The sequence below is a fragment of the Flavobacterium fluviale genome (assembly GCF_003312915.1).
Taxonomy (GTDB): domain Bacteria; phylum Bacteroidota; class Bacteroidia; order Flavobacteriales; family Flavobacteriaceae; genus Flavobacterium; species Flavobacterium fluviale.
Genome location: NZ_CP030261.1, coordinates 3,513,723 through 3,530,557, shown reverse-complemented (window position 1 = coordinate 3,530,557; position 16,835 = coordinate 3,513,723). Strand labels below are relative to the sequence as shown.

At 32.7% G+C, this 16,835-nt stretch carries 15 protein-coding genes; 5 read left to right on the top strand and 10 right to left on the bottom strand.

The window, feature by feature from the left end:
- Positions 1–5: 5 nt before the first annotated feature.
- Both HYN86_RS15515 and HYN86_RS15510 read right to left on the bottom strand, forming a co-directional pair.
- Positions 6–374 carry a BlaI/MecI/CopY family transcriptional regulator gene (locus HYN86_RS15515; RefSeq protein ID WP_111284008.1) on the bottom strand — a complete coding sequence of 123 codons (369 nt, stop codon included), beginning with the start codon at positions 372–374 and terminating at the stop codon, positions 6–8.
- A 165-nt stretch (positions 375–539) separates the two neighbouring features.
- A complete protein-coding gene (locus HYN86_RS15510) occupies positions 540–1,757 on the bottom strand; it encodes an MDR family MFS transporter (RefSeq protein ID WP_113678862.1) in 1,218 nt (405 codons plus the stop codon).
- A 99-nt stretch (positions 1,758–1,856) separates the two neighbouring features.
- Here HYN86_RS15510 and HYN86_RS15505 point away from each other — a divergent pair, with 99 nt between their 5' ends.
- The 5 genes from HYN86_RS15505 (at position 1,857) to HYN86_RS15485 (ending at position 5,680) form a co-directional block, all read left to right on the top strand.
- Positions 1,857–2,456: a DUF1684 domain-containing protein gene (locus tag HYN86_RS15505; RefSeq protein WP_113678861.1), complete on the top strand. Its 600-nt coding sequence runs from the start codon at positions 1,857–1,859 to the stop codon at positions 2,454–2,456.
- Positions 2,456–3,100, top strand: a complete 645-nt coding sequence (locus HYN86_RS15500) for a TatD family hydrolase (protein WP_113678860.1) — start codon at positions 2,456–2,458, stop codon at positions 3,098–3,100. The genes HYN86_RS15505 and HYN86_RS15500 overlap by 1 nt, the downstream gene beginning before the upstream one ends.
- A 207-nt stretch (positions 3,101–3,307) precedes the next feature.
- The gene (locus HYN86_RS15495; RefSeq protein WP_113678859.1) at positions 3,308–4,021 is read left to right on the top strand and encodes a tRNA threonylcarbamoyladenosine dehydratase; all 714 of its coding nucleotides are present in this window, start codon (positions 3,308–3,310) and stop codon (positions 4,019–4,021) included.
- 82 nt (positions 4,022–4,103) lie between these two features.
- On the top strand, positions 4,104–4,766 hold the full coding sequence (locus HYN86_RS15490) for an HAD family hydrolase (protein ID WP_113678858.1): 663 nt from the start codon (positions 4,104–4,106) through the stop codon (positions 4,764–4,766).
- Positions 4,767–4,837: 71 nt separating this feature from the next.
- On the top strand, positions 4,838–5,680 hold the full coding sequence (locus HYN86_RS15485) for a DUF2911 domain-containing protein (protein ID WP_113678857.1): 843 nt from the start codon (positions 4,838–4,840) through the stop codon (positions 5,678–5,680).
- 253 nt (positions 5,681–5,933) lie between these two features.
- Here the strand turns inward: HYN86_RS15485 and HYN86_RS15480 are convergent, their stop codons facing one another.
- The 8 genes from HYN86_RS15480 to HYN86_RS15445 form a co-directional block, all read right to left on the bottom strand.
- On the bottom strand, positions 5,934–6,560 hold the full coding sequence (locus HYN86_RS15480) for an MCP four helix bundle domain-containing protein (protein ID WP_113678856.1): 627 nt from the start codon (positions 6,558–6,560) through the stop codon (positions 5,934–5,936).
- A 26-nt stretch (positions 6,561–6,586) separates the two neighbouring features.
- A complete protein-coding gene (locus tag HYN86_RS15475) occupies positions 6,587–7,189 on the bottom strand; it encodes a hypothetical protein (RefSeq protein WP_113678855.1) in 603 nt (200 codons plus the stop codon).
- A 242-nt stretch (positions 7,190–7,431) separates the two neighbouring features.
- Positions 7,432–7,860 (bottom strand): hypothetical protein, encoded by a 429-nt coding sequence (locus HYN86_RS15470; RefSeq protein WP_113678854.1) that lies wholly within the window; start codon positions 7,858–7,860, stop codon positions 7,432–7,434.
- Between the two features lie 18 nt (positions 7,861–7,878).
- Positions 7,879–9,597: a sodium:solute symporter gene (locus tag HYN86_RS15465; RefSeq protein WP_113678853.1), complete on the bottom strand. Its 1,719-nt coding sequence runs from the start codon at positions 9,595–9,597 to the stop codon at positions 7,879–7,881.
- Between the two features lie 113 nt (positions 9,598–9,710).
- Positions 9,711–12,242: a PIG-L family deacetylase gene (locus tag HYN86_RS15460; protein ID WP_113678852.1), complete on the bottom strand. Its 2,532-nt coding sequence runs from the start codon at positions 12,240–12,242 to the stop codon at positions 9,711–9,713.
- A 183-nt stretch (positions 12,243–12,425) separates the two neighbouring features.
- Entirely contained in the window at positions 12,426–14,045 is a 1,620-nt protein-coding gene (locus tag HYN86_RS15455; RefSeq protein ID WP_113678851.1) for an LVIVD repeat-containing protein, read from the bottom strand.
- Positions 14,046–14,252: 207 nt separating this feature from the next.
- Complete coding sequence (locus tag HYN86_RS15450) at positions 14,253–14,780, bottom strand: hypothetical protein (RefSeq protein WP_113678850.1); 528 nt, start codon at positions 14,778–14,780, stop codon at positions 14,253–14,255.
- A gap of 190 nt (positions 14,781–14,970) precedes the next feature.
- Complete coding sequence (locus HYN86_RS15445; protein WP_113678849.1) at positions 14,971–16,803, bottom strand: BamA/TamA family outer membrane protein; 1,833 nt, start codon at positions 16,801–16,803, stop codon at positions 14,971–14,973.
- Positions 16,804–16,835 lie beyond the last annotated feature (32 nt).

The window sequence follows — 16,835 nt, the reverse complement described above, 5'->3', positions numbered from 1 at the left end:
CAAGATTATTTTTCTTCGTTTTTATTTTCAATCATCGATAAAATTTCACGCAATTCATCTGCTGAAATTTTTTCTTCTTTAGCAAAAAAGGAAACCATACTTTTATAAGAGCTATTAAAGTAATTATCAATCGCCGTTTTCATAAATCCTTTTCTATAATCTTCTATTGCAACGACAGGAAAGTATTGATGCGTATTTCCAAAGGCATTGTGCCCAACATATCCTTTCTCTTCTAGATTGCGAACAATTGTAGATAAAGTATTATAGTGGGGCTGGTCCTCAGTAATTTCTGCTTGAATTTCTTTTACAAAAGCTTTTTTAAGCTTCCATAAAATCATCATAATTTCTTCTTCTTTGTTTGTTAACTTCTGCATCATCTCTAATTTTAATTCAAACTTACAACTATTTTTCTAGTTACGCAACTATAAAAATAGTTATTTAACTAAAAATCACGTTTGAATTGAGTTTTGAGCGCAGAAATGTAATTCAAATTTAATGTTAATTAATTGAATTATAGTAAATTAAGGTGTTTAAATTTTTTAAGAAGTTTTCTCGGTAATTAAAGCATTTTTAATCCAAATGCAACATCCAGTTGCGATTACGCCTATACAAGCCATAAACAGCCAGTTGATTTGATAACCCAGTCTTGTGATAATTTCAAAGCCAACTTTCGAACTGATGATATGAGCTAGACTAAAACTCATGGTATAAAGTGCCATATAACGTCCTTCTTGTCCGCGTGGTGCCCTGCTCAAAGCGAAGGCATTCGAAAAAGGAAATGTCAAAACTTCTCCTATAGAAATACAAACCATACTCACGACCAATATCCCCGCCCAGAAATTAATAAGAAGTATGAAGAAACTCAAAGCCATTATAAAAGAACCAACAATGATAATTCTGATTTTAGGAAAAGCTTTTCGTTCTAAAAATCCAACTGTAGGCATTTCTAAAGAGAAAATTAAAAGTCCGTTGAGCGTCATTAATAATCCAGTTTGTAATTCGCTTAGTCCAAATTTTTCATTATGATATAAAGGTAAAGTGGTAAAAAGCTGAAAAAAGATCATTGCAGTAATGAAACTTACAAACAAGAAAACCCAGAAAATTTTATCATGAAAAACAGATTTTACGTCAGAAGCACTTTCGGTTTTATCATCGTGAACGGCTTTTTTCTTTTCTTTAACTAATAAAGCGAAAATCGAAATCGAAATAATACAAGAAGCACCGTCGACCCAAAAAAGGCCAGAATAGCCCATTCCCATAATAATTAAGCCACCAAGAGCAGGTCCCGCAGCAAATCCTAAATTAACGGCAAGACGAACCAAGGTTAATGCACGTGTTCTATTTTCTGGTTTTGCATAAGCTCCTAAAGAAACAAACATCGCTGGTCTAAACATATCGGCAATGGTCATTAATAAAAACATGGCAACGCAGAGCGCCCAAAAAGTAGTGATATATTGAACAAAGAAAAGGGAAACACCGCTCGTAAATAAACTGAAAATCATGATTTTATAAAAGCCTATTTTATCCGAAAGTTTACCTCCAAGCCAAGAACCCAGCATGGAACCAAAACCAAACGCCACCATAATCCACCCGACTTGATTGTAGGTAAATTGAAGATCTTCTTTTAAATATTTAGATAAAAAAGGAAGTACCATTGTTCCAGCACGATTGATAAAAGTGATAATGGCAAGAATCCAAATTTCTCTAGTAAATCCTCTAAAATTATTGATGTAATGGGTAAAAGCGGTTTTAAGCATTTTGTGTGATAAATTATCGTCACAAAGTTAGGAAACTTTGTCTCTTTAAGTGGTTGTTGTTTTGTTACTTTTGAACTATTTTTGCATAAAATTTCAAAGATGAAAACTATAAACGTCCTAGCTTTATTGTTGGTATTTAATTTTGGCTTTGGTCAAAAAAAGTTTAGTAAAAGTGATGCTGAAAAATTTCAAAAGAAAATTAATTCAGAATATGCTGATCCTAAGACAAGTCCGTTACTGCCAGAAGATTTAAAAACATTTAAAAGATTAGATTTTTTTCCAATTTCTGAAACTTACTTTGTCAATGCGACTTTAGTAAAAGCTAAGGGAGGAAAAGTTTTTGAAATGAAAACCTCTGGAACTCGTACCCCAAAATATACTAAATACGGCACTTTACATTTTAAAATAAATGGCAAAGCCTTTCAGCTTGCTGTTTATCAAAGTTTAGAGCTTATAGTACAGGAAAAATATAAAAACCATCTTTTTTTACCTTTTTCGGATTTAACAAGTGGTAAGCAAAGCTACATTGGCGGTCGTTACATCGATTTAGAAATTCCAAAAGGAAACACAATTGCAATAGATTTTAATCAGGCGTATAATCCGTATTGCGCATATAATTACAAATATTCCTGCCCGCTTGTACCTTTAGAAAATGATTTAAAAATTGAAATTAAAGCTGGTGTGAAAGCCTTTCATTAATGGAATATTTTAATTGTCATACCCATCAATTTACCAATCAATCCAATGTTTTAGAATTGGTTAATCAATATCCGAAAGAGTTTGATGCTTCAATTGCATTTTATTCTATCGGAATTCATCCTTGGTATATTGAAGAAAATCGTATAGATTTTGATTTGACAATTATAGAAGAAAAATTGCAAACTGAAAATTGTCTGGCAGTAGGAGAGTGCGGCTTAGATAAGAAGATTGATATTCCGCTCGATTTACAAATTTCAGTTTTTGAAAAACAATTAAAATTAGCAGAAAAATTCAGAAAACCAGTTGTAATACATTGCGTCGCAGCTTTTCAGGAAGTAGTTGAAATTAAGAAAAGGTTGAAAATCACGGTTCCAATGATTATTCACGGATTTTCGAAAAATAAACAGGTTGCTGACCAATTGATTGCTGCAGGATTTTATCTTTCTTTTGGAAAATATTTATTGAAAAATCCAGATTTAAAAACTGTTTTTCAAAATGTTCCAAATGAGCGTTTCTTTTTAGAAACAGATACAATGGAAGAATCGATTCAAATGGTTTATGAATTGGCTTCTGAGTATAAAAGTTTAAATTTAAAAGAATTACAAAGTATTATTTCAAGTAATTATAAAAGTGTTTTTGGATAGGGAATTCTAAGTGGTAAAAAGTTAATGTGAAAAGTTAAATGTGATTTTTCACCGTGAGAAAAGTTTAAGTTCATACCAATAAGAAATTGGGCCTCGACTTCGCTCAGCCTGACAGACTTGAAACACGAAACCTGAAACCTGAAACCTGAAACCTGAAACCTGAAACAAAATAAAACAAACATCATAAAAATAACAATAATAGAGTATATGGCAGAGTGGACAGAAAGAGCTGAGCTTTTATTTACAAAAGAAGGATTAAATAATTTACAGAATTCAAATGTATTAGTAGTAGGATTAGGCGGTGTTGGATCCTTTGCAGCTGAGTTTTTAGCAAGAGCGGGCGTAGGAAACATGACTATTGTAGATGGTGATGTTGTGGATATTACAAATATCAATCGTCAGTTACCGGCTTTGCATTCAACAGTTGGGCAGCCAAAGATTAAAATTGTCGGCGATCGATTGATGGATATCAACCCAGAACTAAATTTGACGCGTGTACAGGAATTTCTTTCTCCAGAACGTGCTTTTGAAATTGTTTCTCCAGAATTTGATTATGTTTTGGACTGCATTGACAGTATTACTCCAAAATTAAATTTGATTATTGCTGCTAAAAGAAAAAGAGTAAAAATCATCAGCAGTATGGGTGCTGGCGGTAAAATGCTGGCTTCTAAGGTTAAAGTAACTGATATTTCTAAAACTATAAACTGCTACTTTTCTAAAACAATTCGTAAGCGTTTGAAAGAAGCAAAAATCAATAAATTGAAAGTAGTTTTCTCTTCGGAAATTCAAGACGAAAGAAGCTTAAAATTAACCGACGGAAAAAACTTTAAAAAGTCTTTTTACGGAACAAACAGCTATATGCCAGGGTTATTTGGTTTACATGCTGCTGAGACAGTGATTAGACATTTGCTTAAGAAGTAATCAGTCGCAGTCGCAGTTTTCAGTATGAAAGCAAAAACCTTTGAACCTTTTGTTCCTTAGAACCTTAGTACCTTAAAAAAAAATGATTAAAACAGTAATTTTTGATATGGATGGCGTAATTGTAGATACAGAGCCAGTTCACCGTTACGCATATTATCTACAATTTTCGGAGTTAAATATCGAAGTGCCTGAGGAGATGTACACATCATTTACAGGATTTTCGACAAGAAATACATTTCAAACTTTAAAAAGTTATTTTCCATCTGTAGAGCAGGAAGTGGAAGATTTGATTCAGAGAAAACGCAATATTTTTAATGATGCTTTTGATACTAAAGAAGATCTTTACCTTTTGGATGGAGTTGAAGATCTAATTAAAGATTTGTACAATAACGGAATGCAATTAATTTTAGCTTCTTCGGCTTCAAAAGTTACTATCGATCGTGTTTTTACGAGATTCAACCTGCATCAGTATTTTACACATCTTGTGAGCGGTGAAGATTTTCCGCAGTCAAAACCGAATCCAGCGATATTTATTCATGCTGCTTCACTTTCGATTGCACCAAAAGAAGAATGTATTATAATTGAAGACAGCACAAACGGCGTAAAAGCTGCTAAAGCGGCTGGAATATTTTGTGTAGGATTCAAAAGCGAGCATTCTAAGCTGCAGGATTTAAAAGAAGCAGATTTGGTCATAGATCATTTTAACGAATTAAATTCTGAAAAAATATCACAGCTAAAACCCTGAATTATATAAAATTTAACATTTGTTCGCTTATTGAATTTGTAAATTTGAACAAAACAAAAAAAATCACAAGAATGAAAAAACTACTTATTGCATTAGCCCTGATCTTAGCGCCGTTAGCATCAGAAGCACAAGTAAAAACGCCGCAAGCAAGTCCAAAAGGATATATCAAACAAACTGTTGGTTTGACAGATGTTGAAGTGACGTATTCAAGACCAGGGGCAAGAGGGAGAGCAGTTTTCGGGAATTTGGTTCCATTTGGAAAACTATGGAGAACTGGTGCAAACGAAAATACGATCATTAACTTCAGCGACGATGTAATTATCGATGGAAAAACGCTTAAGAAAGGAAAATATGCAATTTATACAGTTCCAAGAATTGAAAGCTGGGACGTTATTTTTTATCTCTCTACAGATAATTGGGGATTACCAGAAAGCTGGAGTGAGGCTTATGTCGCTTTAAAAACTACTGTAAAAGAAGATGCTTTACCAACTCCTGTTGAGACATTTACAATTGGAATTAATGGATTGGACCCTAATTTTGGTTATTTAGAAATGGCTTGGGAAAATTCTCATGTAGCTTTAAAATTTGAAGTTCCAACCGCTAAAACAGCTATCGCAAGTATAGAAAAAACTTTAGCAGGCCCAAGCTGGAACGATTATTATGGTGCAGCGCAATATTTGTTTCAATCAAACGGAAATGTCGAAACAGCAAGAACTTATGTAGACAAGGCGCTTGATTTGAGTACAGAAAAACCATATTATGTAACGAGATTAAAATCGCAGATTCAAGCAAAACAAGGTGATAAAAAAGGAGCTATCGAAACAGCAAAAGCTTCTTTGGCATCTGCAGAAGCAGCAAACAATGCCGATTACGTAAAATTAAATAAAGACAGTATCGCTGAGTGGAGCAGATAATAATTTTCACAAATTATAAATCTCAATTATAAAATTCTAAATTCCAAAGCTTTCGGGTTTTGGAATTTTTTTTGCTTTGTTTTTAGCCGCAAAGCACACATAGATTTACGCAAAGTTTATTCACAGCTTCTTTTTTTTAAAACTTTGTCTGCCCAAAACCTTGCAAAATTTCCGGTTAATTATGAAGATTGCATTAAAAGACAGTTTTTTTGGAATTGGTTCCGAAGTTTCGGGATAAAAAAAGGAATTTAAATTAATTCATACTCGGCGGTTCTGGAATTTTAATGGTTTTCTTTATTTTCTTGATTAGAAGATAAAAAGTAATACCGCCCAAAATGATAAGAAGAGCAATTTGTAATTGTCCCAAACTATTATTTTTACCATACATCGCATTAGCAGCTGCGAGTTTAGATTTTCCTTCTTCAATTTGAATTTGAGATAAAGATTCTAAAGTTTTTAATGCTTCGGAACAAGAATTGGCAATTTTCCCCCAGTTTTTATTCTCAACCTGATTATTAATTTCCTTACAAGAACTTAAAAAAGCATCAAAGTGTTGTTTTTCCTTATTGGTTAAAACCGTTTTGGCATACAAATCATCGATGTTATGTACGATGTCTAAAGTATGTATGATTTCATTTTTTTTAGTATTATCGCTCAGATCTAGTTTTTCAGCTTCTGCTTTTATAAAATGAAGCTGTTTAGAATACTGAAAAATATAATGCGCCACAACCAGTCGGTCTTTGTAAATCGCATTGATATTATCGTTTACGTTTTTAGAATTTCGTAGCGTATTAAAGTTTCCTAATAAAATGATCAGCATCACTATTAATAGAACAAAAGCAGCTTTGGTTTTATTGCTGTATTTTTTTAAGTCTTTCATAATGATGTTATTTGAAAATTAAGTACTTAAGGAATCATTTTGTTTTCAGTTAATTCTAAGTTTTTTATTGACGCTAGTGGTGTGATTTTTACTTTCTTATCTCCTTTAATGAAATAAAAGTAGTATAGACTATTATTTCCTAATAAATATATTTCTTTAGATTCATCTTCATTAAAATCTAACTTGTACTTATATTCTAACTTGTTGTCATGTAGTCTTTTCTTAGTGAAAAAACCTCCGGCAAATCCGTAGCCTACAAAAAATGATAACAAAAAGATTACCAGAGATTTTATGGCAATTCCATTGTAATAGTTTTTAGTTTCCTCTGGAGATAATTCATCTGTTGACTTCAATTCAAAAGCCTTTTTTACAGATGGTACGTTTTTATTTTTTGCTAAGAATGACGGCAGATAAAAATGCAGAATAAATAATATTATAATTGCGCTTAAAATAATTGGATTTGAAGTAAACTCAGCTATCGGACTAATTAAAACATCCATAATCGTGGAGTATCTTAAAATATTAATTCCAAATTGATAATAATAAATACTATCTTTTAGTATTCCCATTAAAATGAGGAAAAGATAACCAAATGGTAATAGCTTTTCTAAATCGTCTGAAATTTTCATTTACAACTTTGGTTTGGTTTAAGATCGTTTTTGGTTAATCTTGATTAGATTATTTTTTAAAGGACTAAAATAGTACTTTTTACTTACAAAATAGAAGAATTGTTTTTTCTAATTTACGGAATGTGAAGTATAACATTTAGAAACTGTTTCCTGCTTCCCGAAGCTTAGGGACCGGCACAAAAGGATGCCGCTTCCATCAGGGTTAAGGCAGTAGGATTATTTTTAGGCAGATTGATTAATTTTTACAATCTAAATTTTTTTCCTTCTTTATAATTTATTGGAAATTTAGGACCTTTAACTCCAAATGGACCAGAGCCATTATCATTATAATAGTATTCATTCTTGTCATCAGTGTATTTGCCTGAACATAATAAATTAAAAGTTGTGGTTTTTCTACTAGATTTTAAAACACTAATGTCAATCCAAACTGGAATTTTGTTGTTTCTATATAATATATCGACAACCTCATTATCAGTTAAATCTAACTTTATTATGTCATTATCTTCAGGAAATATGTCGAATTTATTTGAGCCATCAATGTTACTTGCCACTGTAAGTATTAAATTATACTTAAAATCAGTTACTAATTTATTTTTGACAAACTTTTCAGCAAATTTAAAAGCAACAAAACTAGCTCCATTTAAATGAAATAAAAATTCGTGCTTTGTCATAAAAAATAAATTAAAAAATTAACTTTCTAATATTTCTGAATCTATTTTCCCTTTAAAAAACAAAAACTGCAATAATAATGCTAATACAATTGTCAAAATTGCTCCTATAAAGTTAAGCCATAAATAACCTAGTTTTTCCTGACTGTAAATCATAAAATAATAAATTACAAAAATCGTAAGCTGGCTGATAATCGCACTGATAAACATTGGTTTTGCTTGAACTTTTCGTAAATAGAAACCGACTAAGAATATACCTAAAACCGTTCCGTAAAAAATGGATCCGATAATATTTACGAGCTGAATTAAATTTTCAAACAAAGTTCCAACACAGGCGAAAAGTATGGCAACAACTCCCCAGAAAAGTGTAAAAAACTTTGTAGCATTCAGATAATGTTTTTCCGATTTCTCACTGACGTTTCGCTTATAGATATCAATTGCTGTTGTAGAGGCCAATGCTGTTAGTCCAGAAGCCGTAGACGACATTGCTGCCGAAAGAATAACGGCCAATAACAATCCGATAAGTCCTTTTGGTAAATAATGCAGGATGAAGTGAAAGAACACATAATCCTTATCGTTGGTTTCAGAATTGCTGTCGGCTCTCGAAATAATTTCTTTTGCTTTATCGCGAAGATCTTTTTCTTTATTAGATAAAGCGACTAATTCTTTGCGCAAGATCGGATTGTCATAATCTTGGTTTAACTGATCGATATACAATAAGTTGATTACCTTTTTATCTTCAGAAAGTTTTTCTAGTTTTTTTTCTAAAGCCTGATATTCTCCTTTAAATGCCGACTTTTCGATAGCAATTTTGTTATTTGGATTAAAGTTTAATGGCACTGGATTGAACTGAAAAAACACAAAAACCATTACTCCAGTTAAAAGAATAAAAAACTGCATAGGAACTTTTAAAAGTCCGTTCATAATTAATCCCATCTGACTTTCACGAACTGATTTTCCCGATAAATAACGTCCAACCTGAGATTGATCTGTACCAAAATAGGCGAGTGCTAAAAAGAAACCGCCGGTAATACCGCTCCAAAAAGTATATTTTTCTTCTGGATTAAAAGAAAAATCAACAATATTCATTTTATCATTTGCGCCCGCAATGTGAAGCGCGCTGGTAAAAGTCATATCGTTTGGAAGATAATGCAGAATCAAGAAAAATGTAATAAACATTCCAGACATGATTACAAACATCTGTTGTTTTTGCGTAACGTTTACCGCTTTTGTACCACCCGAAAATGTATATATTATTACTAGAACTCCAATAATGATGTTCATTACGGTTAAGTTCCATCCTAAAAGTGCTGATAAAATAATTGCGGGTGCGTATATTGTTAAACCAGTTCCTAGACCTCTTTGAACTAAAAATAATATAGCAGCAAGTGAACGGGTTTTTACATCAAATCTTCTTTCTAAAAATTCGTAAGCAGTGTAAACTTTGCTTTTATGATAAAGGGGAATAAAAGTCAAACAAATGACAATCATAGCAATTGGCAGACCAAAATAAAACTGCACAAAACCCATTCCGTCGTGATACGCTTGTCCCGGAGTAGATAAAAACGTAATGGCACTTGCCTGTGTTGCCATAACAGAAAGTCCGACAGTATACCAAGGTGTTTCGTTATTTCCTAAAATGAAATCCTCGACATTTTTACTGCCTTTGGTTTTCCACGAACCATATCCAACAATAAATAATAAGGTTACAATAAGTACGATCCAGTCAAATAGCTGCATAGGTTATGAGTATAATTGCATGATTAAGAAAAAAATAGCAATATAAATTGCATTAGCGACCAAAACATAGGTGTAGCTTTTTTTCCATTTTTTTGTTTTCTTCGCTTCCATAATTATTGTTTTATGTCTTGTTTAGGAGCTTCAATTGGCTGTTTTAGAGAAATAATATTCGATAATAAACGATAAGCTCCAGAAACACCTTCTGGTAATTCCCTAAAGAAACTCAAACCAGTGTAAATATAATATCCTTTTCCGTAGGGAGCGACTAATAAGGCACCATTTTTAGCAGATTCGCCTTTGTCATGCGAGGAAATAATAGGAGTGAAGGCTTCATCATATTCATTTGGATAATATAAACCCTGCTCTTGTGTCCAGCCTTCAAAATCTTTTGATGATATTTTATTTGGCGTATTTAAAACAGGATGATTCGGTGCAAGAAAAGTAATTTTTGCATTTTCTTCAGTCACGCGGTCATTTGATAATTTTAACGGATAAGGAGAGATTTTATCGGTTACTAATTTTCCATTAGTATTATATTGAACAATCATGTTTTTACCGCTTTTTACAAAATTAAAAAGGATATTTTGTTTGTTAGCCAATGCACTTACTGTATTATAAGCGCGAATTCCTGTAATAACGGTGCTAAATGAATCTAACTTTTCTGGTGTAATTTCTTCTGGTTTTAAGATCGAAACTTTATATCCCATTTGAGTTAAACTTTCTGGAACTTCGTCGCCTGCCCCCATAATGTAAGCAATTGCATCTCCAGAAGTTTTTAAATCGATTCGAATGCATTTTGATTCGGCTGGCTTTAAAACCATTTGTTTCGTAATATGGCTGAAATCTATAATCGTTTGATCTTTGTCAAAGCGCCTATTGTCTACAACTGCAATACTTTTTACTATAACTTCTTCTGGATTAACGGGAGGAGTTACTTCAAAATAAAATATTTGTTCCGTTCCTTTTTTATCTAGTACAAATGGAATTTCTTTTGGAGAAACATTCCAGCTTTTTGGCAATTCTAATTGTAAATTTCCTTTTACATCGTCTTTTCCTGAACGCACTTTTACAGGAATCATTTTGCTTTTAGTGTCTCTAAAAATCAAAACTTTTTCTAAAACTGATGTCGTAACGTCTGGCACTATATCAAGGAAGTTATACATTTCTCCTTTTACACCATCATTATATTTGTAAACAACAGTTCGTTCAAACGGAATTTCTACGCCGTTTATTTTTACATTAAAAACAACCTTTACATTTCTGATAATATCCGGAATTCCAATATTTTCTTGATTAGAAACTGTGTACATTCCAACTGTTGCTTTTTCTTTTAGCCAATAAGGCTGTGTATATTCAATAGCCTTTGGAAGTTGTAATTGAAGATTGATTCTCTGATCGTTATTGTTTTTTAAAATACTGTTTTGAACTGTAGTTTTATTGTCTGGCAATGTTGTTACGCTTGCCAATTGCATATCAACACTACATCTGTTAATAGCTTCAAGACTCAATCTAATTGTGCTTCCTGGAGTTGCTTCCTGCTCATTTGAAACCGCTTCAAGATATAAACCTGAACAAGATGCAATGATATTTTTTACAGCAGCAGATTTAATAGTTTTCCAATGTGTATCTTCCAGAGCCTCTATCATAGAATAGGCTTTTACTAAATCTGGTATACTTGCAGATGGATTACTAAAATCATATTTCGAAATAATTGAAGTAATTAAATCACCAATTGGTTTTCCGTTTTTAACTCGGTTCCAAGTTGTATCAATTCCATCAAACAAATTATCTCTGTCTTTTGGATTTTCACCATTAATAAGTTCCAAATATTCAGTTTCTTCACCACGAACTCCTGTGCTTCCAAAACCTTGAGATTGGTGGCGGCTTCTGCTTAAAGCTGCAATTTCTTGATTTGATTTTCCAATACCAGTGTAATAAACCCCAGTTTCTAATTTGGTAAATTTAGACTTATTAGCGGCGTCAAATTTTTCCTGACTTCCGTAAAACCACCAGGACGGATTAAAAAATTGTCTTTTAACCTGCCAAGGTTTTACATATTGCATTTGTTCTGGATATACTTTTGGATCATTCGTTAATTTAAAACTTTCAGCGCTCAACATTGCTGAAGATGTATGATGCCCGTGCGTCGTACCAGGTGAGCGATGATCGAATCTATTGATAATAATATCCGGCTGAAATTTTCTGATTGTCCAAACTACATCGGCGAGTACTTTGTTTTTATCCCAGATATCCAAAGTTTCGTCTGGATTTTTAGAAAATCCAAAGTCATTTGCACGGGAAAAAAACTGTTCTCCGCCATCTATTTTTCTGGCTTCAATTAATTCTTGGGTTCTTATAACACCTAATAATTCACGTAATTGTGGTCCAATTAAGTTTTGTCCTCCATCACCGCGGGTTAAAGACAAATAACCAGTTCTGGCATTCATATCATTCGCTAAATACGAAATCATTCGGGTATTTTCGTCATCAGGATGTGCAGCAACATATAAAACAGAACCTAAAAAGTTTAATTTTTTAATTTGATTGTAAATTTCAACCGAATTTGGTTTTTGAGGCTGTTGTGCAAATGAAGTTTGAAAACCTATAAAAAATAGAAGAAAGACTTGAATCTGTATTTTTCGCATGGTACGGAGTTAGTTGTTTTTCTGAAATTGTCCCAAAAATACTAATTATTTTATGGAAGATTATTTAAATGAAATGTTAACGCACAATAATTGTACCTTAATTAAAGCAGTTAAAACAAAAAAAGCTGCCAGATTAGTTCTGACAGCTTTCTAAATATTTAGGTTTTGAAATTTAACTATTGTTTATTTCAACTTGTTTTCTGTGTCTTTGTAAGTTCCTGTAATGGTAACATTACTTCCTTTTGTAACTTTTCCGTAGATTGTAATAGAAGAATCGTTTCCGATGAAATTAATTTTAGCACCGCTGTTTAATCTTAAATCTCCCCAGATCACAACCGAACCTTCAATTTGTAATAAAGCATTATTATTTATAATAAGTTCTGTTGACTGTAAAAATTTACCTTGAGATAAACTTCCTCTCATATTAAAAGTACCGTTGCTATTTAACGTTAAGTTACTTAAAACAGATATTGCACCGCAATGTGTTAGTACAGCACCAGAATTTACAATTGCCGAATTAATTGCTGTTGCTCCTTGGTATGATTTAATTTCATTTGAATTTAAAATTAAATCTCTTCCTTGATTGTATAAACCATAAGATAAACAACTTGCAAATGTTGTATTTGGTTTTTCCATTTTAATGATTTTCAAACCTCCTGTTCCGCTGGCAACATAAATATAGTTTCCGCTTGATTTTACGTAGTTCGAAGAACCTGCAATTCCTACAGAACCTAATAAACTTAATTGAGTTCCAGATTGATAAACATTAAGTCCTAAAGCGCCATTTGCAAGAAATGCATAGCCGTCGTTTACAGAAACAGCGTTGGTAACATTATCTTCACCAACTGCAGTGATTCCAATAGTTTGTAATTTAGAACCGCTGTTGATGTCATATACTCCAAGACCATTTGGACCTTCAGAAACCAAAAGTTTTGTTCCGTCGATATCCATTGTTCTTTTAGCACCGCTTATATCTGTAGATGTTGTAAAAGATTTTTGTAATGCTAGAGTAGACTGGTTGTAAATGTTTACACCTTTGCTGCCGCTCAAAGTCACAACTTTATCAGAAGTTAAAGCAATAGAACGTAAATCTGCCATAGCAGCTTTTCCAGTAATTGCTTTTGTAGATGTGCTCATTTTAAACAAGCTTCCGTTATCACCAGTTACAGCAAAATAATTAGAAGAATTAGCCGCTACGTCTGTTGTAACTCTGCTTTCTAAATAATTAGTCGTCACTTTATCAGTAAGAAGCCCTGAACTTAAAGGCATATTAAAAACTACCGCAGGATTATTAGCAAGTAAAGGATCTTTATCGATATCTTTTGCTGCTCCAATAATCAAGTTTCCGTTAGCATAAGTAATAGAAGTAATGTCTGTATTTGGAATTAAAGCAGAAGTTACCAATTTTGGTTTATAAGGGTCAGAAACATCAATCACATCAATTGCTCCAGAATACACATCTCCTCTTGTGATATAAGAAACATAAGCATAATTTCCGTTCACACTCACGTGACTTGCTTGAAGAGTTCTTCCGTTGGCATCTACTGGTGGTTTTACTTCAGCAATTTGAACTAAAGGAAAAGTTGTAATAGTGCTTTCTGCAGATTTCCCTGTTACCGAACTATTCTCAACTGAAATAACTCCAGAATTGGTGTAATCAAGTCTTTGACTTAAAGAGTTTTGATCCGAATTAATAGTAATGTTATTCAACGATTGGTTGTCGTTTTTGTTATCATCATTATTGTCACAAGCAATAAATAGAGATATTGCTAAAAATGAAAGCAAATAAACATTCTTTTTCATAAAATTTCTTTTTGGATTTTTAAAATTCGCTGCAAATATATATCAGATTCACATTAAACAAGCGTTAATTTTTTAAAACTTATTGTTTTTCAGTGATTTATATTCAAATTACAATATTTTAACAAAAGATACAAGTTAAATTAGCAAAAAAAAGAGAGTATCATATTATTTGATACTCTCTTGTGCTGAAAATTAGATATTTGGCATTTATCTTCTTCCACGTCCGTGATCACGGTCATCATGACGATCATCGTGTCTATCGTGTCTGTCATGTTTATTGTGATGTTTGTCGTGTTTGTCATAATGTTTGTAATCTCTACGATCATTGCGACGATCATTGTAACCGTATACTGGTCTTGGTTTGTAAGGTCTTTGAGGCGCTCCGTGATATCCTCTGTAATATTTTACTTTATGGCGGTCAAAGTAAGTGTAAGGTGTTCTACCATGGTAATCTGTTAGAACTACTTTGTAACCTCCGTACAAATCATAGTTTCTATATTGTCTTGGTAAATAAGTTGTTCTTACCCATTTACCTCTTCCGAAATAGATAAATTGTGCAGCACGTACATCATAATAAGCTTCAATGTCTGGAAGATAATAATATTCCATTTCGCTGTATCCTGCAGGTCCCCAAGCTGGTGGATTTCCGATATTAACGTTTATTGAAACTTGGGCTTGCGTGGCGTTTGCAACCAGTAGAAATAATCCGGCGATTGCTAATTTTATCGTTTTCATCTTGTTTTATTTTTAAAATGTTAATCTTGTTTACGGATATTCACATATTGTGCCAAAAAAATAAAGCGGATGTATTTTGTCGGATAAAAATGCATTTCAACGAATGATTCTGCAAGCTTTTCACGCTTAAAATATTGATAATTAATTATTTTGGGTGCTTTTAAAATTTTGTAAAAAAGTAAAAAAAAAATTATCTATAGTCGACGACTCTTGGTTTTGCCAGTTCAAAATTCTGCATTCTATAATCTGTAGTTTCGAATGTATTGGTTTTAATTATGTTTTCTCCCTGCGGCGGAATACTTGGATAATAGGAGAGGGAAAGCTGAAATGAACTAAAAACCAAATAATCGTTACTTATTAATAAGCCTAAGGTAACTTTTGAATATGCCTTACTTTTAGTCATCGCAACTTCAGGACTGCCTAAAACAGCAATGGAATAATTAAAGAATGGATTTAAACGAAATCCCCATAAAGCATGCGGTGAATATGTTTGTGTCTGCAGTGATAATATAGCTTTACTTGTTCCGTATAATGCAGTATTAAATCCTGCTACACCATTTTGTTCATTAATATTAAGCTGATCACCAATAACATCATCACGATTTATTCCAATTACCAATTTCGGATTTACGAACTGTCTTAATTTCCAGTTTCCAATACTGTACAATTTTGTAAAATAATTCGATTCAAATAAGAAAGCAGTGCGATAGGTTTTAGAATCATGAAAAAAAGTTCCCGCTTCAAAATTCATACTCAAAAAACCTAACCGATAATAATTACCAAAAGAGAATTGTGCTCCGACATAGGGCCTCCACATGGCATTTTTGTATTGATAACCAAATGTTAAGCCATAAATTCTCCCCGTAGCGACGTCTTCTGTTTGTCCATTCCTCAAAATATAGCGGTCCTGAATAAATTTTCGCGTATTCATACCAATACCACTGAGAATGAATTTTTCACTCGAATAAAAATTATCAGGATCATAAACTTCTGTTGGAGATTCAGTATAATTGACATTAAGGAATCTTGCTGTTGTAATAAGGTTGGTTACTGCGTCGTGGTTATCTTTAAATAGTTTAAAAGCGCGTCCAGCCCAAAGATCTTGAGATTTATATTTCACGGGCTGATAGGCAAAAGAAAGATCAGGAGCTTGTAATGTATCCCTTCGGTAATATTCGTCAACATAAATACCTCCAGCCCATTTTGTCAAAGGAGAATAGAAATCACGCTCTACATCAATACTCTTGATGTAATTGTTATCTAAATCCATTTTATAATGAAGAATAGTGCTGATGTAAGTGTTTTTGATATTTGGAACTGTATAAGTTGCCTCATTACCATTTCGTCCATCGTCAAAACGATTGGAAAAACGATATTCCAGCTGTTGTCCAGAGCCAAAAAAGTCTTTCTCCTTAAACCCGAGCGAAACTTGGTTACTCGAAATAGAAAATCGGGGAATAGTACTCCAAGAATCCAAAACACGAATAGTTACATCGACAGAATCTGATGCTTGTCCTACAGTTTGATTAGAGATACGAACCGCGGTTACATATCGCTGCGCACGGATCAAACGCTCAGATTCTAGGACTTTGTAGGTATTATAAGGTGTGTTTCTTTTAAAAAGCAATAAGTTGTAAATTGCTATTTTTTTTGTTTTTAAATGAAGTCTATTTCCGGTTCTTTCTCCCCAGTTTTTTGGCATTTGGGCTGTGTCAGCAACAGAATATCCAAAAGGATCTAATGTGATGATATTTATTCTGCGAATAATTTTTCCCTCATAATTTGTTGAATCTATTTTTACCAAAAGTTCTTCCTTTTTCTTTGATTTTTTAGACCTAAAAAATATTTTATGCATAGTCTGCGTAAACTTATTTTTCTTAGAATAATTTCGGATTTTGGTATAAATTTCCGTGCTGTCTTTATCCTTTTTTTTCTCTTTCTGAGTATTGTCTACTTGCGCGTTTACGCCTTGCAAGCAAAAGCATAACAAAAGAAAAAATAGTATTTTTTTATTTAAAGACATTCGGTAATTTTCGTCTAATAGTTTGAGTGTTT